Annotated in this window: 16 protein-coding genes; 5 read left to right on the plus strand and 11 right to left on the minus strand. The window is 57.3% G+C overall.

The window, feature by feature from the left end:
- Positions 1 to 10: 10 nt before the first annotated feature.
- A complete protein-coding gene (gene zapE / locus GOW48_RS19420) occupies positions 11 to 1,069 on the minus strand; it encodes a cell division protein ZapE (RefSeq protein WP_170755755.1) in 1,059 nt (352 codons plus the stop codon).
- A gap of 148 nt (positions 1,070 to 1,217) precedes the next feature.
- Here zapE and GOW48_RS19425 point away from each other — a divergent pair, with 148 nt between their 5' ends.
- Positions 1,218 to 2,453, plus strand: a complete 1,236-nt coding sequence (locus tag GOW48_RS19425; RefSeq protein ID WP_170755756.1) for an MFS transporter — start codon at positions 1,218 to 1,220, stop codon at positions 2,451 to 2,453.
- Between the two features lies 1 nt (position 2,454).
- Here the strand turns inward: GOW48_RS19425 and GOW48_RS19430 are convergent, their stop codons facing one another.
- From GOW48_RS19430 to GOW48_RS19450, 5 genes are all read right to left on the minus strand, one after another.
- The gene (locus GOW48_RS19430; RefSeq protein ID WP_170755757.1) at positions 2,455 to 3,075 is read right to left on the minus strand and encodes an HAD family hydrolase; all 621 of its coding nucleotides are present in this window, start codon (positions 3,073 to 3,075) and stop codon (positions 2,455 to 2,457) included.
- 146 nt (positions 3,076 to 3,221) lie between these two features.
- Positions 3,222 to 3,677, minus strand: coding sequence for a YaiI/YqxD family protein (locus tag GOW48_RS19435; RefSeq protein ID WP_170755758.1), 456 nt, complete (start codon positions 3,675 to 3,677; stop codon positions 3,222 to 3,224).
- Positions 3,674 to 5,122 (minus strand): Si-specific NAD(P)(+) transhydrogenase, encoded by a 1,449-nt coding sequence (gene sthA, locus GOW48_RS19440; protein ID WP_170755759.1) that lies wholly within the window; start codon positions 5,120 to 5,122, stop codon positions 3,674 to 3,676. The genes GOW48_RS19435 and sthA overlap by 4 nt, the downstream gene beginning before the upstream one ends.
- Positions 5,123 to 5,125: 3 nt before the next feature.
- Entirely contained in the window at positions 5,126 to 5,959 is an 834-nt protein-coding gene (gene fghA / locus GOW48_RS19445; RefSeq protein ID WP_170755760.1) for an S-formylglutathione hydrolase, read from the minus strand.
- 104 nt (positions 5,960 to 6,063) lie between these two features.
- Complete coding sequence (locus GOW48_RS19450) at positions 6,064 to 6,993, minus strand: AEC family transporter (RefSeq protein ID WP_170755761.1); 930 nt, start codon at positions 6,991 to 6,993, stop codon at positions 6,064 to 6,066.
- 177 nt (positions 6,994 to 7,170) lie between these two features.
- Here GOW48_RS19450 and GOW48_RS19455 point away from each other — a divergent pair, with 177 nt between their 5' ends.
- Positions 7,171 to 7,788 (plus strand): TetR/AcrR family transcriptional regulator, encoded by a 618-nt coding sequence (locus GOW48_RS19455; RefSeq protein ID WP_170755762.1) that lies wholly within the window; start codon positions 7,171 to 7,173, stop codon positions 7,786 to 7,788.
- 132 nt (positions 7,789 to 7,920) lie between these two features.
- The gene (locus tag GOW48_RS19460) at positions 7,921 to 9,666 is read left to right on the plus strand and encodes a sugar phosphorylase (RefSeq protein ID WP_170755763.1); all 1,746 of its coding nucleotides are present in this window, start codon (positions 7,921 to 7,923) and stop codon (positions 9,664 to 9,666) included.
- On the opposite strand, the gene GOW48_RS19465 is transcribed toward GOW48_RS19460, so the two are convergent.
- From GOW48_RS19465 to GOW48_RS19485, 5 genes are all read right to left on the minus strand, one after another.
- The gene (locus GOW48_RS19465; protein ID WP_170755764.1) at positions 9,650 to 10,879 is read right to left on the minus strand and encodes a glycosyltransferase family protein; all 1,230 of its coding nucleotides are present in this window, start codon (positions 10,877 to 10,879) and stop codon (positions 9,650 to 9,652) included. The two genes, GOW48_RS19460 and GOW48_RS19465, sit on opposite strands and share 17 nt — an antisense overlap.
- 16 nt (positions 10,880 to 10,895) lie before the next feature.
- Complete coding sequence (locus tag GOW48_RS19470; RefSeq protein ID WP_170755765.1) at positions 10,896 to 11,660, minus strand: HAD-IIB family hydrolase; 765 nt, start codon at positions 11,658 to 11,660, stop codon at positions 10,896 to 10,898.
- 134 nt (positions 11,661 to 11,794) lie between these two features.
- Complete coding sequence (locus tag GOW48_RS19475) at positions 11,795 to 13,165, minus strand: HlyD family type I secretion periplasmic adaptor subunit (protein ID WP_170755766.1); 1,371 nt, start codon at positions 13,163 to 13,165, stop codon at positions 11,795 to 11,797.
- Positions 13,162 to 14,919 (minus strand): type I secretion system permease/ATPase, encoded by a 1,758-nt coding sequence (locus GOW48_RS19480; protein ID WP_170755767.1) that lies wholly within the window; start codon positions 14,917 to 14,919, stop codon positions 13,162 to 13,164. The genes GOW48_RS19475 and GOW48_RS19480 overlap by 4 nt, the downstream gene beginning before the upstream one ends.
- Positions 14,920 to 14,980: 61 nt before the next feature.
- Positions 14,981 to 18,634 carry a beta strand repeat-containing protein gene (locus GOW48_RS19485; protein ID WP_170755768.1) on the minus strand — a complete coding sequence of 1,218 codons (3,654 nt, stop codon included), beginning with the start codon at positions 18,632 to 18,634 and terminating at the stop codon, positions 14,981 to 14,983.
- Between the two features lie 332 nt (positions 18,635 to 18,966).
- Here GOW48_RS19485 and GOW48_RS19490 point away from each other — a divergent pair, with 332 nt between their 5' ends.
- Together GOW48_RS19490 and GOW48_RS19495 are read left to right on the plus strand one after the other, a co-directional pair.
- On the plus strand, positions 18,967 to 19,887 hold the full coding sequence (locus tag GOW48_RS19490; protein ID WP_170755769.1) for a LysR family transcriptional regulator: 921 nt from the start codon (positions 18,967 to 18,969) through the stop codon (positions 19,885 to 19,887).
- 258 nt (positions 19,888 to 20,145) lie between these two features.
- Complete coding sequence (locus tag GOW48_RS19495) at positions 20,146 to 21,729, plus strand: ABC transporter substrate-binding protein (RefSeq protein WP_170755770.1); 1,584 nt, start codon at positions 20,146 to 20,148, stop codon at positions 21,727 to 21,729.
- Positions 21,730 to 21,790: the final 61 nt, after the last annotated feature.

The raw sequence follows: 21,790 nt of genomic DNA on the forward strand, positions 1-21,790 counted from the left end.
GCAGAGCCCCCTATCCCCCCCAGTCCCGATCTTGCATCTCCCGCAGGCGTGACGCGGTGCGTTCAAATTCAAACGTCCCTTCTCCTTCGACATACAGCATCTCGGGCTCTGCGGCAGCCGAGCAAATCAACCGGACCTTTGCCTCGTACAGCGCGTCGATCAACGTCACAAACCGCTTGGCCTCGTTGAAATTGTTGCGCGACAGGCGGGGGATATCCTCCAGCACCAACACCTTCAACTCTTCGGCAATGGCCAGATAATCCGCTGGACCCAGCATCCGCCCGCACAGATCATAAAACGAAGCCCGCGCCACGCCGTTGCGGAAGGCCGGTAACTCAACCGCACGCCCTTTGACCTGCAGCACAAGCGGTTCCGCCGTCCCACCCGACAGGTCATTCCACACGCTGCGCACGTTCTGCCGCGCCTCGGGGCCAATCGGTGTGAAATAGACCGGAACGCCCTCCAGCCGGTTCTGGCGATAATCGGTGGGCGAGACCAGCTCCCACACCTGCAACTGCTCTTTGATATGCGCGATGAAAGGCAGAAACAGCTGCCGGTTCAAGCCGTCCTTATATAGTTCATCCGGGTGCCGGTTCGACGTGGTGACGACCACAACGCCTCCAGCATGCAGCAGGTCGAACAACCGCCCCACGATCATCGCATCGGTGATATCGGTGATCTGCATCTCATCAAAAGCCAGCAGGCGCACCGATTTGATCACCTCCTGCGCGACCGGGGCCAACGCATCCTCGACGCCCTCCTGCCGCGCCCTATGCATCCCGGCGTGGATTTCCTGCATGAAGGCGTGAAAATGCACCCGCCGCGCCGGGATATCGTCCAGCGCGTCCACGAACATATCCATCAGCATCGACTTACCGCGCCCGACACCACCCCACAGATAAAGCCCCTGCGGCGCGGGCGGGGCCTTGCGGAAAAACCCCCGCTTGACCGGCACGGACAGGGCCGCGCGGATGCGTTCGAAATGGGGCAGCACAGCCTCTTGCGCGTCATCTCGCGTCAAAGTGCCATCGGCGACGCGGGCCTCGTACAGCGAAATCAAATCCGTCATAGGCCCGAGCCTTACCCGCCGGGTTGCCGCTTGAAAAGCGGGCATTTTCCTGACGCATCAAATTTCCTTAACTGAAGCGGCAAATCTGCTGATTTGACCAATAGCCAAAAACCTCTAGCGTTCTGGCAAAAGGAAATTCGAGGTCTGAATGCCCCACTCTGCGAGTCTTTTTAATCCGATCCTGATCGTGGGCTGCATCATCATCACAGTCAGCTTTGCCGTGCGCGCCTCGTTCGGCGTGTTTCAGATCCCCATTGCCGAGGAGTTCGGCTGGTTACGTACCGATTTCTCGATGGCGATTGCCATCCAGAACCTGGCCTGGGGTATCGGCCAACCGATTTTTGGTGCGATTGCCGAAAAAGTGGGCGACAGACGCGCGATCATACTGGGTGCGCTGACTTATGCGGCTGGGATGGTCTTGTCTGCCTGGTCCGTGACCCCGTTTGAACATCAGACCTATGCGTGGCTGGTGGGGTTTGGCATCGCAGGCACCGGATTTGGCGTGGTTCTGGCCGTCGTAGGCAGGGCCTCGTCAGACGAAAACCGTTCGATGTCGCTGGCCATCGTCACGGCGGCGGGCAGTTTCGGACAGGTGCTGGGCGCGCCCACTGCCGAGTGGATGCTGAGCTTTCTGCCCTGGCAACAGGTCTTCATTGTCTTTGCCGTGGCGATTCTGGCCCTTGTGCTGACCTTACCCTTCATGCGCGCGCCGCAACCCGCCACACGCGCGCAACTGGAAGAGAGCATGGGCCAGATCGTCGGCCGCGCCTTTCGTGATCCGTCTTATGCACTGATATTTCTGGGCTTTTTTAGTTGCGGCTATCAGCTGGGCTTTATCACCGCCCATTTCCCCGCCTTCGTGACCGAGATGTGTGGTCCCATCCAACCCGGAGGCGTCCTGCATTCCATCGGCATCACCTCGACATCCGCACTGGGGGCCATCTCGATCTCATTGATCGGTCTGGCCAATATCGGCGGCACCTTACTGGCCGGTTGGGCGGGCAACCACTTTCCCAAGAAATACCTGCTGGCAGGGGTCTACACCGCGCGCACACTTGCGGCGGCAGCGTTTATCGTCTTTCCGATCACGCCAATCTCGGTCATCGTCTTTTCGCTGGTGATGGGATCGCTGTGGCTGGCGACGGTGCCCCTGACCTCGGGGTTGGTCGCGCATCTTTATGGGCTGCGTTACATGGGCACGCTTTATGGCATCATCTTCTTCAGCCATCAGCTTGGTAGCTTTCTGGGTGTCTGGCTGGGCGGGCGCATGTACGACGTTTACGGAGATTACACGATGGTGTGGTGGATCGGCGTCGCCATCGGCGCGTTCAGCGCCATCGTCCACCTACCGATCCGCGAAAACCGCAGTGCAGTCGCCGCCTGAGCTAGAGCGCCTCTTCCGAGTCAAGTAATCCTTCAGCCACCAGCCGGTCGGCCCAACCCTGCGGACCATCGAAATGATGCGTCTGCCAGCCGCGCGCGCGTGCTGTTTCGAGATTTTCCAGCCGGTCATCAGCGAACAGCAGCGATGCAGGCGATAACCCGCAATCATCCTCGACCATTTCATAGATCGGCGCATGAGGTTTGACCGCCTTCATCCGCCCTGAGACATACTGCCGGTCAAATTCATTCAGAAACGGATAAACCGTGGTGGCATAGTCAAAATTCTGCACCCCGAAATTGGTCAGCGCAAAGACCGGAACACCTTTTGTCCGCAACGCCCGCTGCAGCCGGACCGAGTGCGGAATTTCAGGGGCCGCCAGTTCGATCCATTTGTCATGCCACATACGGATCTCATCGCGCCATTCCGGGTATTTCTCGGCCCAGTCATAGATGGTGTCGGTAAAATGATGCCCCTGATCGACCAGATCGTTCATGCCGTGCAGGTCCACTTCGGCAAACATGGCGCGACGGCGATCCTCGCCGATGGTCTTGTCGTAATATCGCTCGGGTTGCCATTCGATCAGCACATTCCCGATGTCAAAAATCACCGCTTCAATCGGCATGCTGCGCCCCTGTCAAATCAATCTGTGATTGCGCCAACTGAACCAATCCCCAACGCAATTTACAAGGCGAAACCGCAGCGCGGAACGCGCTGCCTGGCCCAACGGGAGGACGCGCATCTTTGAAGCGCAGACAACCGGCGGGAGGGTTACGCCCTCAGCGCCGCCCTCAGTTCCCGCTCCAGCGCATCCAGAAACCGCGACCGGTCAGCCTTGCCAAAGGGTTTACCGCCGCCGCCCGCACCCAAGGGGTTGGCTGCGCGCAGATCAGCCATCAGATCGCGCATCGCCAGTTGCTGCCCTATATTGGCCGCCGTGAATGCCTCGCCATTTGGGCGTAGCACCCGCGCGCCTGCCTCGACGCATTTCGCGGCCAAGGGGATGTCGGACGTCACTACCACATCCCCAACCCCACAGCGTTCGGCGATCCATTTATCCGCCTCATCCGCGCCCTCAGAGACGATCACGACCTGCACCAACGGGTTGGCTGAAGGCCGCAGCCCGCCATTGGAAACCAGCGCCATAGGTACTTTGTGGCGGGTGGCGACCCGCTCTGCCTCTGCTTTCACCGGGCAGGCGTCGCCGTCGATATAGAGCGTCGTCACGACTTCTTAGCCTGTTTCTCAGCGGGCTTTTTCTTAACCTTGAACTCCTCGGGGATCGGCATCCGGTTGAACGCATCTAATCCGGCGATCTTATAGGCCTCGGCCAGCGTCGGGTAGTTGAACGTGTTCTGGACAAAGTAGTCCACGGTGCCCTTCAGGTTCAGCACAGCCTGTGCGATGTGGATCAACTCGGTCGCGCCTTCGCCAACGATCTGAACCCCCAGAACCCGGCGGGTTTTCAGCGAAAATAGCATCTTCAGCATGCCATGTTCCAATCCCATGATATGACCGCGCGAGGTTTCACGGAACCGCGCCACGCCGACCTCATAGGGGATGCCGCGTTCCTGCAATTCTTCCTCGGACATGCCGCAGGTGGAAATTTCGGGGACGGAGTAGATGCCGTAGGGGTACCACGGGCTTTCCGGCAGGGTCGGGGTCTCCAGCGCGTGACACGCCGCAACGCGGCCTTGCTGCAATGAGGTTGACGCCAGCGAGGGGTGCCCGATCACGTCGCCCGTCGCATATATATGCGGCACAGCGGTTTGATAAGTCTTGCGATCTACCGTGATCCGGTTGCGGTGATCCGTCTCAAGACCTACCGCCGACAGGTTCAGGGCCGATGTCGCGCCCATGCGTCCGGCGGCAAACAGCAGCATCTCGGCCCGCACATGGCGGCCGTTATCAAGCGTCACTTCGACATGACCGCCTGCATCTTCGATCTTTTCGACCGCCGAACCCAACCGCAAATCCACGCCGTTTTCGCGGATCTGATGGGTGAAATCGTGGATCAACCGGCTGTCGACGAAATCCAAGAACGTGTCGCGCGGTTCGATCAGCGTGACCCGCACATCCAGTGCCGAGAACATGGTGGCATATTCCACCCCGATCACGCCCGCGCCAATCACGCACAAGGAGCGAGGGATTTCAGCCATCTCAAGGAAATCGTCGCCGTCGACCACGGTCTTGCCGTTGAAGGGCACGTAATCGGGCCTATAGGTCTTGGTGCCCGTGGCGATCAGGAATTTGGCGGCAGTCAGGCGAGAGGTCTCGCCCGCATCGGTAGCAACCTCGACCTCGTGTGGACCGGTGAATTTGGCTAGACCGTTCAGCGTTTCCACATGGTTGCGGTTGAACTGATGCTCCAGCACGTCAACTTCGTGGTCCAACGTCATGTGCAACCTCGCCTTGAGGTCTTCGGCCCGGATCTGATCTTTTACCCGATACGAGCGGCCGTAAAAGCTGCGCTCGCGCCAGCCTGACAGGTTCAGCACCGTTTCGCGCAGGGTCTTGGATGGGATGGTGCCAGTATGTACCGACACTCCGCCAAGCCGATCTTTGCGGTCGATCACCAGCACCCGGCGTTGCAGCTTGCCTGCCTGAATCGCAGCAGCCCGTCCCGAAGGGCCAGACCCGATGATAATCAGGTCGTAATCGTAATCGCTCATGCGTTAGTCCCCGTACAGCGCCTCGGCGTGGAAGGTGATGTGATCTTCCATGAAGGTCGACACAAAGAAATACGAATGGTCATAGCCCGGCTGCAGACGATAGGTTGCCTGTTGGCGACGCTCCGCAATCGCCTGCGCCAGCGCCTCGGGGCGTAGCAGGTCGATGAACTGGTCGCTGGCGCCGGTGTCGATCAGGACGGGGCCGTCAAAGCCCTTTTCCTTCATCATAAGCGAGGCGTCATGTTTGGCCCATGCGGCCTCATCCTCACCCAGATAGGCGCTCAGCTGCTTGCGGCCCCAATCGGCCCCCGTTGGGTTCGAGATCGGCGCAAAGGCCGAGACCGAGCGATAGCGCCCCGGCAGGTTCATTGCCAGCGTCAGCGCACCATGGCCGCCCATCGAATGGCCAGTGATGGCCTGACGATCCATGTCGATGGCAAAGTTCTCGGCCAGCAGGGCGGGCAGCTCCTCGGCCACGTAATCCCACATGTTGAAATGTGGTGCCCAGGGGGTCTGGGTCGCGTTCACGTAAAAGCCCGCACCTTGACCCAGATCGTAGTCCTCGTGATCAGCCACGCCTTCACCACGGGGCGAGGTATCGGGGAACACCACCGCGATGCCCTGTTCCGCCGCCCAGGCCTGCGCGCCCGCTTTGGTCATGGCGTTTTCATGGGTGCAGGTCAGGCCCGAAAGATACCAGAGGACCGGGACGGGGCCGTCCTTGGCCTCGGCCGGCAGAAACAGGCCAAAGGTCATGTCACATTGGCAGGCAGTCGAGGCATGGCGGTAGACGCCCTGAACGCCTCCGAAGCAGGTGTTTTCCGAAACGGTTTCCATCTGGCTTTTGTCCTTACGTTAGGTTTGCGCCATGGCTAACGTTCCCAACACGGCTCGTAAAGTGCGGTGGTCAATACTGCTGGCATTTTTAAAAAAGGTGAAGATCAGGGCGTTCCGACCCAAGCGATCACCAATGGCACAGTCAGGATGCTGGCCGCAGTTGACAGCAAGATCGCGGCCGACGCCCGATGTGGCGCAACGTTGTAATGCGCCGCAAGCATATAGACGTTCCCAGCGACCGGCAGCGCGGCCGCCGCAATCGCGACAGCAGCGGGGAAGGGCGCGATGGGAAATATCCAAAGCAGCGCAATGGCCACACATGCCGGATGGATGACAAGTTTGCAGAAACTCAGCCAACCGGCCACATGCACGCGCTCAGCCGACTTGCTGGCCAGCGAGGCTCCGATAGCGAACAGAGCGCCGGGCGTAGCAGCCCCCCCAAGGATCGTGAGAAAATCATTGAGCGGCGCGGGAACAGGCATCTGAAACGCGGACCAAAGCATCCCTGCCGAAATCGAGACTATCATCGGGTTTTTCACCAGACCCAACCCAATCAGTTTGAAAGTGGCTGGGGTGAGCCGTCCGTCTCTGCCCCCGTTGATCAGGATCACGATCAATGACGAAAACACCACCAGATCAACCGTCAAAACCAGCATCACGGGGCCAATGGCGGCTTCTGTGAAAAGAAGGGCCAGCATAGGCAAGCCAAGGAAACCGACATTGCCGATGGCTGCGCACTGTGCTTCTACCGCTGCGGTCGGCACGTCCAGCCCTCGGAACCAGGCGACAAGCGTTGCCAGCAGATAAACCACTACTGTTCCCGCTAGATACCCGATAACAAGCCTGGGGTTGAAGATCTCGGCAAAGGGCAGGGTCGCGGCAAAGCGGAACAACATGGCCGACAAGGCAAAATAGAACACGAATTTGGTCAGATAAGCCGTCGCTTCCTCGGTGAAGAACCGGGTACGACCCGCCCAATATCCAAGGCCGATGATCGCAAAAAAAGGAAGCGTGCGCAGAAAGATATCGACCATGCCGGAAGTGTTAGCACAGATTGATCGCGCGGCAAGCTCCATCGCAAGGTCCGATATTCGACAGCCTGACTGGCGAAATTACAATATTTGATTGCGCGTTCAGAATTGCTTTGGTGCGAATCGTTGTATCTGAACTGACCGGTTTATAAACTCCTACATATACTGTTGGGAGAGAGCATGTCTGAAACCGCAGCCATTCTGCGCACAGGTCGCAAATTCGATCAGGTTCTGAAAGGCGCGCGAGAAGTCTTCATGGCCGATGGTTTCGAAGGTGCAAGCGTTGATGACATCGCCCGCGTTGCCGGCGTCTCGAAGGCAACACTTTATAGTTACTTCCCCGACAAACGCCTTTTGTTCATGGAAGTTGCCCAAACCGAATGCACACGTATGGCCGAGCATGTGGTGTCCCTGGTCGATGACTCACTTCCGGCACGCGAAGTCATGATGATCACGGCCAAACAACTGACGGCCTTCTTGGTCTCAGATTTTGCGCAGCAGGTTTTTCGCATTTGCGTGGCCGAACGCGACAGGTTCCCAGAACTGGGCGAAGCATTCTACGAGGCCGGACCAAAACACGGCACCGGCCACATCGCCGAGTATCTGCAAAAAGCGGTAAACAAAGGGGAACTGCTTATTGACGATGTTCAACTTGCTGCTGAACAATTCTCGGAATTGTGCAAGGTGCGGATTTGGACATTGTCGGCCTTTGGTATTCAGACAAGCTTCTCACAAAACGAAATTGATGAAATAGCTTCGCAAGCAGTCGACATGTTCATGGCGCGGTACGGTGCATGACGACCGGGCACAACCTGAACTGACCAAAATTTAAGCACTTGTTTCAACATCCTGCACAGCGCCGTCCTTAGATTTGACAGGTTGCGCGTTCTGAAGAACCCTTGATCACAGCAAGCTAAGGGTATTCGACCATTGACCAGTGACTCCAACAGTTTTTCGCGCCGGTTGGGCGAGTTGCTCGACCGGATTTATCCGGATCACGATCAGGTCGCACTCGCCGAGCAGATTACACAGGCATTTTGGCCATCGCAAACGCACCGACGCAGACAAGGTCGCAAGCCGGGGAACAAGTTATGGTCGGAAAAAGACAGCGTCTTGATCACCTATGGCAACTCGATCGAAGATCAGGTCCACAAGCCCCTTGACCTGCTGCACGACTTTTTGGTGCGACATCTAAGTGGGGTGGTCAACGGTGTGCATATCCTGCCGTTTTTTCCATTCACCTCCGATGACGGTTTTGCAGTCTCAGACTACTACAGCGTCAGTACTCAGCTTGGGGATTGGCCTGATATCACCCGTATCGCCACTGATTTTCATCTGATGTCCGATCTGGTCCTGAACCATGTGTCCAGTCAGGGCAGCTGGTTCACAAACTACTTGCAGGGCAAAGCGCCACATGATCGGTTTTTCTTTGAAGCCTCTCCCGAAGACGACCTGTCGCAAGTTGTCAGGCCGCGCACCACGCCCTTGCTGCGGCAAGTCGAGACCAGCACAGGTGAAAAATACGTCTGGTGCACATTTTCCCACGATCAGGTCGACCTGGATTTCTCAAATCCCGCAGTTCTGATCGAAATGCTGCGGATCATACGACTCCACATCGACAAAGGCGTTCGTATTCTGCGCCTTGATGCGGTTGCTTTTGTTTGGAAGGAAATTGGAACAAACTGTATTCACCTGCCTCAAACCCATGCCATCGTGCAGCTGCTGCGACTGCTGTGCGACTATGCGACCGAAACGCTGGTTCTGTTGACGGAAACCAATGTACCCCGGACCGAGAACCTTAGTTATTTTGGCAACCGGAACGAGGCGCACGCGGTTTACAATTTCCCTCTGCCACCGTTGGTCCTGCACGCGCTGCAATCAGGCACAGCGCAATTTCTACGCGAATGGCAGGCCGCCATGCCCCCGGCGCAATTGGGTTGCGCGTATCTGAACTTTACCGCCTCTCACGACGGTATCGGGATGCGCCCTGCTGAGGGACTGCTGCCGCCGGACGAAAAAGACCGCATGATCGACACGGTCCGCAGGATCGGAGGGCTGGTCTCGATGCGCGCACTGCCGGACGGGCGGGAAGAACCCTACGAGCTGAACTGCGGTTATTTTGAAGCCATGACCGAGACATTTCACGGCCCCGATCAATACCATCTGGCGCGTTTCATCTGCTCGCAGACCATCGTGATGTCGCTAGAGGGGATACCAGCCTTCTACATTCATTCCCTGTTGGCCACGCCGAATGATCACGAGGCGGTCGAACGGCGCGGCATGAACCGGGCGATCAACAGGCATCGCTGGCACTATCCCGATTTGTTGGCACGTCTGGCAGATCCGGGGTCAAATCAGGCGCTGGTGTTGTCGGAGCTGTCCAAACGTCTGCGCCTGCGGTCGCAGCAACCGGCGTTTCACCCTAACGCCACGCAGTTTACTCTGCGGCTAGATGATCGCGTCTTTGGCATCTGGCGGCAGAGTCTGGATCGCAGCCAGTCGATCTTTGCGCTGCACAATGTCTCGGCCGAGCAGGTCCATGTCAGCCCCGCCGAGATCAACATGATCGCCGAAGAGGTCTGGACCGACGCATTGACGGGCGAAATCCTTACCACCAACGGTCCCGACATAGTACTGGCCCCATATCAGTGTCGTTGGATCACGAACGCGGGCTGAATTCGTCCAGATCGTCGGAAACGGCGGCTTTCAGACGTAGCAGAAACTCTGGATCAGCCGAATGCACGCGGTTCCACGTGGGGATGAAGGGTGTCTCATGCGGGTTGTCCAGAAATATTTGCCCGGCACGGATGATGTTCTCGGCGAACAGCTCGATGGATTTCTCTTCCTTGTGACGATCCAGTTCCAGCCCGTTCATCTTGGCGTCAGTATAGTAACCCTCGAGCAGATCCAGCGCCGAACGGTAATAGGTCGCCTTGAGTGTGCGGAAGGTGTTAGGCGTGAACACCGTGCCGTCAGCGGCCAATTTGCGGAAGATCGCCTTGCAGATATCCGTGGACATACGCGACAACCCCCGATTTGCGTCCTCGGGTGATAAGTCCTGATGCTTGTGGTCATAGTTATCGGCAATTTCGACTTGGCAGACGGATTTCGGAGCCAGATTACGCCACGCCTCGGACAACACGCCGATCTCAAGCCCCCAATCCGAGGGGATACGCAAGTCGGGCAGGGTAGGGGTGCGGATGGCGAATTCGCCCGACAGCGGATAACGGAAACTGCGCAGGTAATCGAGGTAATCCCGGTCGCCAATGACCTTTTTCAGCGCAATCAGCAGCGGACTTACCAACAGGCGCGTGACGCGGCCGTTCAGCTTGCCGTTGCCGACGCGGGGATAGAACCCCTTGGCCATCTGAAAGGGAAAAGTCGGGTTGACCACCGGATAGACCAGCCGGTCCAACATCTCGCGGTTATAGGTGACGATATCACAATCATGGATCGCCATCACCGAACTGTCGGCGCAGGCCAGAAGATAACCGATGCAGGACCATACGTTTTTGCCTTTGCCCGGCTCTTGCGGGGCCAGACCCATTTCACGCAGATGGGATTCCAGCGCGGTCAGGCGGGGGCTGTCATTCCAGATGACCGCATGGTTTTGCGGCAGATCGGCAAAGAAGGTTCGGGCACGGCGGTACTGATCCTCATCCGCTTGATCCAGCCCGATGATGATCCGGTGGAGGTAAGGCACCTGTGCCAGCTCATTTAGAATTCCGGTCAGCGCATGGCCTTCCAGTTCGGAATAAAGGCAAGGCAGAATGAGAGTGATTTTTCGGGTCTCGGCAAAAACCGAGATCTCATGCGTCAGATGCCCGGCCGGTCGGCTGCGCAAATTATGCAGCGTCGTGATGTTTCCGTTCTGATGGAAATCTGCCATATGAAATGCCCCGTTCTTATCGAAGGTCCGCCGTCAGGGTCAGGATCGCATCCGACCACCCTTGCGGTCCACTCTGTTGTGTTCTGAGAACCCGCGCTTCTACCGGCGCAGGGAAAGGTGGTATGTTGGGGCCGTGCGGATTGGCGACCACGACGCCCTGATCTGCGGCCTGTATCATCTCGATATCATTGGGCGCATCACCCAGCGCAATCGTGCGGACAGGATGCAAATGCCGCACGACTTCACGCATCGCATCCGCTTTGGTCTGACCAAAGGAAAAAGTCAGAAACCGCCCGCCTTTTCGTGCGTAAAGCCCATGAGCGCGAGCCGCCTCTAGAAATTCTGCGAGGTATACATCAGAACCGGTCCAAACTCCGGGCTCGCTAAACTTTCGTTGACGCGCCAAGTTTGCTTGCTGGGAGCTCAACCCGGTTTTCTGCGCAACCTCATCGATCGTCATGTCGCCGAAGCCGACAAATCCCTGAGGCAGCTTTTTCAGCAAGGCGCGCAAGCGTGGATAGTCATCTTCACCCTCATCGGCATCGCCCGGCCAAAGTATTCCAGCGCCGTTTTCCACAATCGCAGGCATATCTGCCTGTCCCATATCGTCCCGTAGGGGGATGATTTCCTGCGCTGTTTTACTGCTGGCAAGAACCACACCGGTGCCTATCTCAGCAAGGCGTTTCAATCCCGGCTTGGCGGCGGACCAACTATAGTTGTTGTGGTCCAGTAACGTCCCATCCAAATCAGAAAACACCAGTATAGGCAGCGGGCGTTTCATCTCGGGCTTAAGTCAATTCGTTGTATCATCCCCTGAAACGGTAAAATCCCGCTTTGTGGGATGTAAATCCATTCTGTCGAAATTCCGGTCAATTGAGTTGCCCGCGCCCAAAAATTAGGCGCGGGCGATCTGGCTTACTCGATAAATGTCTTAGCAAGACGGTCACTGATAGGTTGAGCCAGATAGGCGAACACTGCTCGTTCGCCTGTGTTCACAAACAGATCGGCGGGCATTCCCGGCACGAGGTCCAGCGCCGTTACAGCGATGGGCTGCCGGGCGTCGAGTTTGACGCGTGCCTTGTAGTATGCTTCGCCAGTGCGGTCGTCTTCCAGCGCGTCAGCCGAGATATCAAAGATCTCGCCACTGGCCTCAGGCACATCGGCTTGGGCAAAGGCGGACAGACGGATACGAGTGGTCTGACCGATATAGAGCTTGTCGATATCACCCGTTTTTATCCGTGCTTCTACGATCAGGTTCTGATCCGCCGGAACGATGTCCATGATGGGTTCACCCGGACGGATTACGCCGCCATTGGTGGACACCGCAAGGTTTACGACCCGACCACTGGTTGGGGCTAGAACTTGAGTACGTTGCATCCGCGCCAGCGTTCCCGCGAACTGAGGCCGAACCAGATCAAGCTGCGCCTCAACCACAGCCAGCTCTCCGGCGATCACCTCATCACGCAGCTTCTTTTGACTCAGCAGGGACAATTCCAGTTCCTGCATTTGGTCTTCGGCCTGCGCAATCTGAGTGCGCAACGATGCATCTGCGCCGTTTAGACGCTCAAGCTCGATCTGGCGTGCGCTGACGCGCGTGACCGCGACCAAACCCTTGTCCAATAGCTTTTGCAGGTTCGCCAACTCGACATTGGTAATGTCGATCTGATTTTTTGTACTGCGACGTTGTTCCTCAAGCCCAGCAACCTGGTTACGCAGAGCCGAGATACGCTGAGCATTGATCTGCGCCTCGGTCCGCCTTGCGCGCGCTTCGGCGTCGAATAATTGTTTTTGTGTCAGGTAAGGCGAGACCCAGTGCAAGCGATCCATACCATCCCGATAAGCTGACATCGCAGTGGCTTCGTCGAATTGCTCCTGCCCGCTCATTTGCGCCAGTAGGCGCGCGCGGCGAACAGACAGCTCACCCAACTGGCTACCTTGCATGCTCAGTTCAACGTCGATCTCGGTGCTGTCTAACTGAACCAAAGGTTGGCCTTGCCGCACGAATTCTCCGTCTGCCACAAGGATCGAGCGGATGATGCCGCCGTCCAGATGCTCGACCGTTTTGCGATCGCCCTCGACCACGAATGAGGCAGGGGCAACCACAGCGCCATCCAGCTTGGACACGACCGCCCAATAGGCGCTGCCGCCTACGAAAACCGCCAGAGTGAACAGGCCGAAAAGAACATAGCGCCCGATGCCCGCCGAGGTTTCATTGATCTTTTTCAGCTGTGCCTCGTGAAAGGACACGGCGGTGTTGGATTTGGAATACTTCACCAGGTCGGTCATTGGGCTGCTCCGCTGATCTGAGTTTCACTTGATGGGTGGGCAACCGGCTTAACCACGCTCGATTGCGTCGGGGTGTTCAAAACGTTTCGGCGGTTGACCTTCATGACATCGTCTTTTTCACCAAATTGGGTCTGGTTCCCATTGCGCAGCACCATGACCTTATTTGCCGCCTGCAATGTCGCCGGACGGTGGGTCATGACGATCGCGATTGCACCACGCGCTTGAGCCGCCAACAGCGCATCGCGCAGAGCCTGCTCGCCATCGGCATCAAGGTCCGAGTTGGGCTCATCCAGCACAAGAACGAACGGATCACCGTATAAGGCGCGGGCCAGAGCAAGACGCTGACGTTGCCCGCCTGACAGGAAAAACCCTTGACCGATGCGTGTTTCATAACCTTCCGGCAAGCTGCTGATCATCTCGTGGACCCCGGCCTCGCGCGCCGCGCGCAGCACTTCGGCGTCGTCTATCGCGGTGGAAAAACGCCCGATATTTTCACGGATGGTCCCGTCGAACAGCTCAACATCCTGCGGCAAGTAACCGATCTGTTTGCCCAAATCCTCGCCGTTCCATTTCGACATCGGGCTTCCATCCAGCAAGACCTCTCCGCGTTGAGGAAACCAGATACCGGCAAGCATTTTACCCAAGGTGGTTTTGCCAGATCCGCTGTGGCCGATAATGGCCAGGACATCCCCGGCTTTAAGGCTGAAATCGATACTGCGGATGTTGGCATTGATAGCACGCGGCGGGCCAGCCTGCGCGATCTTGACGTCTAGGGTCTTGAAGGCTCGGGGCAGGTTCAGGTTCAGCGGCGCATCCGCGTAATCTTCGGTCAACTGCTTAAGCTTGGAATACGACCCGCGCGCAGCCAGGAAGGTGCGCCATTGGCCGATCGGTTGGTCTATGGGCGACAGCGCTCGGGCCAGAACAATAGTTGCGGCGATCATGACACCTGCGGTCGACTCGCCCGAAATAGCCAACGCAGCACCCAAACCCAAAATGGCCGATTGCAGACCCATCCGAACGGTCTTGGAAACCACCGAAAAGCTTGCCACACGATCCGCTGCGCGTGTTTTGTAACGGTGTGCGTCCGATTGCAAAGCAGTCCAGCGACGAACCAAATCGCCCTTCATTCCCAGCGCATGAACCAGTTCAGCATTCCGGTCGCTTGTGTCGAACAGAGCGTCCGAACGACCTCGGGCCTGCGAGGCTTGCTCCATCGGACCACGCGCACGGGCGTTGTTGATCAGCGCCATGATTGTCAGAGTAACTGCTCCGACCAGACCCAGCAGGCCCAGAAGCGGATGCAAGACGTACAGGACCATCAAGTAGATCGGGATCCATGGAGCATCGAAAAAGGCCGTTAAGGTGGTGCCCGAAATAAACTCACGAAATCCGTTGACGTCTTCGACCAGGTTTTCCCCACTGGAGGTTTCGCCCTGAACCCGACGACGCATGGCTGCGTTCAGAACCGGTGCGCCAACGCTTAATTCAAAACGGGCCGCCAAACGTCCCAGAATGCGCATCCGCATCAGATCAAGGCAGGCAATCACGACGAATACACCCGCCAGCAGCACGGAGAGTGCGATCAGCGTGTCGGCATTCTGGCTTGTCAGAACGCGGTCATAGACCTGAAGCATGTACAGTGGCCCGGCCAGCATAAGCAGGTTCAGGAACAGGCTGAAGAAGGCGACAGCGACAAAGCCTTTGCGCAGTGACCCCCAGGCAGTTTTGACGGGATTGGCTTGCTTGAACATTTCCTTGACCCTTTCCGGTTTGAAAAACGGGGCAGCACGTAGCCGCCCCGCTGTTGGTCAGTTACGCGACAAAGTCGTCGTCGTTCAGGTCGGCACTGTTGATACCGACAAGGCGCACCGAGCCTTCATTGCCGAAGGAGATCACGGCATCATCACCATCCTGAGCAACGCCGACGCTGCCGCCAAAGTCGGGCCCAAAGTCGCCGAACTGAAGCTGATCCAGACCGACTTCAAAGTCCTGAATGACGTCGTTACCGAAGTTGCCCTCGAAGACGAAGGTGTCGTTACCTGCGCCACCGATCAGGATGTCATCGCCACCCTCACCGTTCAGCACATCGTCACCGGCCTGACCGTTCAGGGTGTTGGACCCCGAGTTGCCCGACAGGATGTCGTCGCCACCATTCGGGCTGCCAGCGTTGTTCGAGCCGTTGATGTTTTCGAACCCAAACACCTGATCCAGGATTGCACCATCGGGTGCATTGACCTGTGCAACGCCGTTGCCTTCTTCATCCAGATCCAGAACAACGCCCGGCCCTGCGGTGAACAGCGCGGTGTCGATCCCTTCGCCACCGATGATCACGTCGGCACCGCCGAAAGAATGGATCGCGTCATTGCCGGCACCACCGTCGAGGATGTTGAACTCGTTGTTGCCAAGGATCAGGTCATCCCCGTCCGAGCCGACAACGTTTTCGAAGTCATCAACTTCGGCGACGATCTGGCCGTTCTGGATGATGGCACCGTCCTGCGGACCTTCATCACCGCTGCCAACAGGGTTCGGCGAAGGACCGCTGAGGTCCAGATCAACGGTTACACCGTCAAAGCTGGAGACGTCGATCGTGTCGCTGTCATCCGAGCCGACAACCCGCTCGATCGAGCGCAGGATGTCCACTTCGATCTGGTTGTCGATGACGTCCTCGCCGATGACACCTGTGCCACCAGTGGCTTCGGTATCCAGCGTCGCACCGGCATCTACCAGCGTGTCCTGCACGACCGGGCCGTTCTGACCAGCAGGTGCATTGTGCAAGTGCACAGCCGAGACAACACCCGGGATCGGCGTCAACAGATCAGCTTCGTTCAGGCCCGTCACGCTCAACTCGCTGGAATAGGTGACTTCACCGGTTTCCAAGTTTTGAGTGACGACGAGGGTCGCCTGACCGGTCGCTTCGCTGTCGGATGTAGGACCAGGCTCCTGCGAGGCGTCCAGACCACCGCTCAGCGTGACAGTACGGATGCCATTCTCGGTCACATCGCTGTCAACCAACAGTTGGCCGCGAATTTCACCAGCCGGGAAGTCCGAGGTGTGGATGTTGTAGTACAGGTTGCCCTGGACTGCCTGCTCCACGAACTCGGCGCCATTGGTGATGGACGATCCGAACTGATCCGGTGCTGCAACAACTGCGTCGGTGACGGTGACGTTAAAGCCTGTGTCACGTATGGCAGTGCCATTGCCGTTTGCATCCAGGCTGACTTCGACCGCGACATCCAGATCCGAGAAATCGGCTGTGTCGATGCCTTCACCACCGTCAATGAAGTCATTGCCCAGACCGCCGGTGATGACGTTGTCTGCGTCGCCTGCGATCAGAACGTCATCTCCTGCGCCGCCCGAGATATCACCGTTGGTGGTGCCCAGGTCGACAAAGATGTCGTCGCCATCGCTCAGCAGAACGTTGCCGTTGATCACGCCTTCGTCGTCGTTGACGATGGTCACGAAGCCTGCATCCGATGCGTCGATCGCATTGACCGTGCCGCGGATTTCGCTTTCGTTCAGGATCGCGCCAACCAGGTTCAGGCCGCCATCAACGCGGATACCTGCTGCGGCGTCAGAGTCCTCGGAGCCGGCGATCAGGCCTTCGTTGACCACAACACCCGCGAAAGAGGCGTCGTCCTGGCTTGTGAACAGGCGCAGACCGTCACCGACCTGGTTGCCTTCCAGCGCATCGCCACGACCTTGCAGCGTACCTTCGTTGATGACTGCAGCGGACACGATGTCCCCCGACTCGTCGCCGGTTTGCAGCGAAACGGCGGAGCCGTTATTGCCTTCGCCTGCATCGACCAGACCCGAGTTGGTGAAGCTGTAGTTGTCAGCAGTGCCATCGGCATAGACGGTGCCGTTGCGCTGATCGCCAGTGCCAAGGATTTCGCCTTCGTTGACAACATCCAGACCGATCCCGTCGATATTCACCGCACGGCTGTCCGATGTCACAGTGCCGCGGTTGACGAACGAGCCGCCTGTGTGATCACCGGTGCCAAAGTACACACCATTCTGGTCGCCTGCTAAAACGCCGGTTTCTTCGTTGATCAGCTGGCCACGGAAGTTGACGTTGTTCACCGCACGGAACGCACCGACCGTGCCGTTTGCACCTTCGGACGTCACTGTACCGGTGTTGGTGATAGTGCCTTCAAAGAGGGCCGGGCCAAAGCCGCCGCCTTCCTGCCGGACACCCTCCAGACGGATACCGTCGCCAGCGGTGCCCAAAGCTGCACCTGCATTGCCCCGACCCGCGATCGTGCCGTCGTTGGTGATCGAAACGTCGCCATTACCTTCGACGGCAAGTGACAACGAAACGCCCGCGCCATCATTGTGTTCGCCCGCGTCAATAGTACCCGATGCAAGGTTTTGGATCGAATAGTCGCGTGCGGTGTCATCAGCGTAGACTGTACCATTGCGCTGATCTCCGGTGCCCAGAATGTCGCCACCATTGATCAGTTCAACACCGGAACCATCGATGTTCACAGCGCGGCTGTCGGACTGGATGGTTCCAAAGTTTAGAACGTCCAGATCATGTTCGCCATCTCCGATGTACAGACCGTTGCGCGGCCCTTCGATCACACCGGTCGAGGTGTTTAGGATCTCACCTTCGGTATTGGCGCCATCAGCTATGCGCAGGCCTGCTGCCGTACCCTGATCGCTTTCGGTCGAGATGACCCCGCTGTTAACGATCTCGGCTTCCAGGATGGCTCCCTCGGCACCGTCATCGATGCGCACGCCGTCGCCGGCCAGCGACGTGTTTGAAGCCGCCTGACCGCGACCTTGGATTGTTGCACCAAAACCATTGAAGATATCGGTTTCGACACGGTCGCCAATTTCATCTCCGACCTGCAGAGAAACCCCTGCACCTTGGTTGCCTTCGCCTGCGTCAATCGTACCGCCCGAAAAGTTCGAGATCGAAATGTCTTCCGCAGTTGAATTGGTGTAAATCGTTCCGTTGCGCTGATCACCTGTACCGATGATGTCACCAAAGTTACGAACATCGATACCTTGACCCTGAATGTCGACAGCGCGACTGTCAGAACTGATCACACCGCCGCGGAAGTTATCCAGATTGCCCGAGCTTTCAGCCCCCGCAAACTGAACGCCGTTAAACTCGCCTACAATCTCGCCAAAGTTTCTGATAGATGCGCTTCCAGTGACAAGAACGCCTGTTGCAAGCGCATCTGGACCGTTATTGGCTTCGATCCGACCGGACCGAAAGTTAAAGATGTCGACGTCCTGACCTTGCGCCTGCACTGCAGCAACAGCGTTGTTTGTGATGATTTCGCCAAAGTTCAACAGGCGCGAAAAATCACTAGCCAGCACAAAAGCCGGGGTGTCATCCACCACAGTGCTCTGGAAAAAGTTGTTTATAAGGGTTTGACCATCGCGGGTGGTCTCTTGCGCCAGCGTGGACGATGTCAAGAGACGGGCGCGAAGACTGCTAAGAAGTTGGGACAGCATGGGATACTCCGTCAAGAATTGTTGCATTCTGCGGGCCGCCCGCTGCTTTGGGCATTCCACGTATCCAATGGGTAGTCAGCCGCTTCGGCCAGCTAAAATTCATCCTTCGAATTAGGGGTATAACCAACGCGAATACTCACAAAATCTGTGAGTTAGTAGTAAGTGAAATCAATAAGTTATCGTGCCTTCAATCACTTTGATCGCCTATTCACTAGCGGCTATTGACACTTATGTGTTTGAAAGTGATCGTTTCTTCATGCGCAACACTCACCGTCAGGGTATGAATCCGAAGGTGCATCAAGATGCGCGACTTGTATCAGTAGTTGGTGATCGTGAATTTCAGAGACTTGGAATACGTTCTGGCCATCGCCAAATATGGGCAGTTCAGTCAGGCGGCAGCAGCTTGCAACGTCTCTCAGCCTGCGATGTCCAATCAGGTCAAAAAACTTGAACAGGAGTTAGGGGCCGAACTGTTTTTGCGCCTCAATAACGAGGTTCGACCGACACTGTGCGGTGTTCAGGTGTTGCGCATTGCCGAACGCATTCTGAACGATGCGCAAAAGATCCGCGATACGGCGACCCAGTTCCGCGACCCCGAGGCGGTTCCATACACGATCGGAATGACGCCGACCCTCGCGCCCTACCTGACACAATATTTCTCAGATCTGTTTAGCGCATTGTTTCCCAATATGCGAGTGACGATGATCGAGGATTTGCCACAAAATATGTTGCGTATGGTCGAAGACCACACGTTGGATCTTGCTCTGGTCGCCAAGGTCAACAATTCCGAAGCGCTCGAGTTTACCTCGATCTGGTCCGAACCTCTGTTCTTGGCTGTTCGTGACGGTCACCCGCTAAGCACCTTGCCATCGATTGCCCCAGAGGACGTGCCCCATCACGACTTCATCCGACTGCCGCATAGTTTCGGCTATGAACTGGAAAACCGCTTGCCCAAAATCGACCCGGCAAATCGCGCCAGCAAGCGGTTCGACCTGAGCGCGCTGCGTTTCGAGACGATCTGTCGGCATATTTGTCATTCCGACGATTGTACAATCGTGTCGGCCCTGGCGGCCGAGCAATTCAAACGTGACCGCTGGCCTTTGTGCTTTATCCCCTTTGACGCGCCGGGCAACCTGCGTGATCTGGGCGCGGCGACGCGTCCGGGCTGTCCAAGACGGCCGCTCTTGGATCGGATCGGGGCTTTCATTCTGGAACAGCCTCCGATCGGCGTGACCCCAACATTCCAGATGTGATCGCGGAAAGCCGGAAACTTGCGCTGTATCAAAGTCGGCGCGACTGATTCCCCTCAAAGCTGGGAACTGAACCGGGCCGTCCCGAGACGGATGGCTGTCTTTGCGGGTACGTGTTCGCGGAATCGTTAACTTTGTTGACAATGGATTTTGTATTTTGGATACATTGAGCAGTGATTTCGCGACGGCAAGCGTTGCCAAAGAGTGTTCTGACAAAAAAGCGCTAAGCGAAAACCAAGCAATATTTACTGGGAGAAACTCATGAAACTTAAGTTTTTGGCCGCAACCGCAGCGATTGCGTTGTCCAGCGCTGCGGCACAGGCAAATACGTTGGTCTATTGCTCTGAAGGCTCGCCTGAAGGTTTTGACCCGGCGCTGTTCACCGCTGGCACCACCTTTGATGCGTCCTCGCACCCGATCTACAACCGCCTGCTGGAATTTGAGACCGGCACCACCAATGTGATCCCAGGCTTGGCCGAAAGCGTCGAGGCCAGCGATGACGGTTTGGAATATACGTTCAAGCTGCGTCAGGGCGTCAAATTCCACTCGAATGACGAATTCACCCCAACCCGCGACTTCAACGCCGATGACGTGATCTTCTCGTTCATGCGCCAGAAGGATGAAGGCCACCCCTATAATCAGGTGTCGGGTGGCACGTGGGAATATTTCCAGGGCATGGGTATGCCTGATCTGGTCGAGTCCATCGAAAAGATCGACGACTACACGGTGAAATTCACGCTGTCTAAACCCGAGGCGCCTTTTGTCGCCAACATGGCGATGGACTTTGCCTCGATCCTGTCGGCGGAATATGCCGATGCGATGATGGAAGCGGGCACACCTGAAAAGCTGAACACCGCGCCGATCGGCACCGGCCCGTTCTCATTCGTGGCCTATCAGAAAGACGCCGTGATCCGCTATACGCAGAATGCTGATTACTGGAAAGCACCAGCGGATGTGAGCAACCTGATCTTTGCGATTACGCCTGATGCGTCGGTCCGTTATCAAAAGCTGAAGGCGGGTGAATGCCACATCATGCCTTATCCGAACCCCGCCGACATTCAGGCGATGCAGGATGACGCCGACATCAACATGATGGAGCAAGAAGGCCTGAACGTGGGTTATCTGGCTTACAACACCACGATGGAGCCGTTCGACAACCCGAAGGTGCGCAAAGCGCTGAACATGGCGATCGACAAGCAGGCGATCATCGACGTGGTGTTCCAAGGTTCGGGGCAAGCGGCCAAGAACCCGATCCCGCCGACCATGTGGGGGTACAACGAGGCCATCACCGACGATGCCTATGATCCCGAAGCGGCCAAGGCGATGCTGGAAGCCGAAGGCGTCAGCGATCTGTCGATGAAAGTTTGGGCGATGCCGGTTCAACGCCCCTATAACCCGAACGCCCGCCGCATGGCCGAGCTGATCCAAGCAGATTTCGCCAAGGTCGGCGTGGATGTCGAGATCGTCTCCTATGAATGGGGCGAGTACCTGTCGCGCTCAAAAGAGCTGAATCGCGACGGAGCTGTGCTGCTGGGTTGGACCGGCGACAACGGCGACCCGGACAACTTCCTGGCCGTGCTGCTGGGCTGTGACGGCCGCGAAGCCTCGAACCGTGCACAATGGTGCCACGAGCCTTTCGAAGATCTGATCCTGAAGGCCAAGCAGACCACCGATCAGGCCGAGCGCACCAAGCTGTATGAAGAGGCGCAGGTCATCTTCAAAGAGCAAGCCCCCTGGGCCACCATCGCACACTCGGTCGTTTACATGCCGATGCGCAACGAAGTGCAGGGCTACAAGGTCCACCCGCTGGGCGGCCACATCTTCTACGGCGTCAGCGTCGAATAAATCATCACTCACGGATCGGAGCCGCCCGCGTGGCGGCTCCGGTTTTCTTTTTTGGAGGTCG

Origin of the sequence: Ruegeria lacuscaerulensis, assembly GCF_013033355.1 — a bacterium.
Classification (GTDB): Bacteria; Pseudomonadota; Alphaproteobacteria; order Rhodobacterales; family Rhodobacteraceae; genus Ruegeria; species Ruegeria lacuscaerulensis_A.

What these genes read in the sequence shown, in the direction of transcription:
- GOW48_RS19455 (WP_170755762.1), top strand. Translation starts at nt 7,171, where the DNA reads ATGTCTGAAACCGCAGCCATTCTGCGCACAGGTCGCAAATTCGATCAG.
- GOW48_RS19430 (WP_170755757.1), bottom strand. Translation starts at nt 3,075, where the DNA reads ATGCCGATTGAAGCGGTGATTTTTGACATCGGGAATGTGCTGATCGAA.
- GOW48_RS19425 (WP_170755756.1), top strand. Translation starts at nt 1,218, where the DNA reads ATGCCCCACTCTGCGAGTCTTTTTAATCCGATCCTGATCGTGGGCTGC.
- GOW48_RS19485 (WP_170755768.1), bottom strand. Translation starts at nt 18,634, where the DNA reads ATGCTGTCCCAACTTCTTAGCAGTCTTCGCGCCCGTCTCTTGACATCG.
- GOW48_RS19465 (WP_170755764.1), bottom strand. Translation starts at nt 10,879, where the DNA reads ATGGCAGATTTCCATCAGAACGGAAACATCACGACGCTGCATAATTTG.
- GOW48_RS19480 (WP_170755767.1), bottom strand. Translation starts at nt 14,919, where the DNA reads ATGTTCAAGCAAGCCAATCCCGTCAAAACTGCCTGGGGGTCACTGCGC.
- GOW48_RS19495 (WP_170755770.1), top strand. Translation starts at nt 20,146, where the DNA reads ATGAAACTTAAGTTTTTGGCCGCAACCGCAGCGATTGCGTTGTCCAGC.
- zapE (WP_170755755.1), bottom strand. Translation starts at nt 1,069, where the DNA reads ATGACGGATTTGATTTCGCTGTACGAGGCCCGCGTCGCCGATGGCACT.
- GOW48_RS19470 (WP_170755765.1), bottom strand. Translation starts at nt 11,660, where the DNA reads ATGAAACGCCCGCTGCCTATACTGGTGTTTTCTGATTTGGATGGGACG.
- fghA (WP_170755760.1), bottom strand. Translation starts at nt 5,959, where the DNA reads ATGGAAACCGTTTCGGAAAACACCTGCTTCGGAGGCGTTCAGGGCGTC.
- GOW48_RS19475 (WP_170755766.1), bottom strand. Translation starts at nt 13,165, where the DNA reads ATGACCGACCTGGTGAAGTATTCCAAATCCAACACCGCCGTGTCCTTT.
- GOW48_RS19450 (WP_170755761.1), bottom strand. Translation starts at nt 6,993, where the DNA reads ATGGTCGATATCTTTCTGCGCACGCTTCCTTTTTTTGCGATCATCGGC.
- sthA (WP_170755759.1), bottom strand. Translation starts at nt 5,122, where the DNA reads ATGAGCGATTACGATTACGACCTGATTATCATCGGGTCTGGCCCTTCG.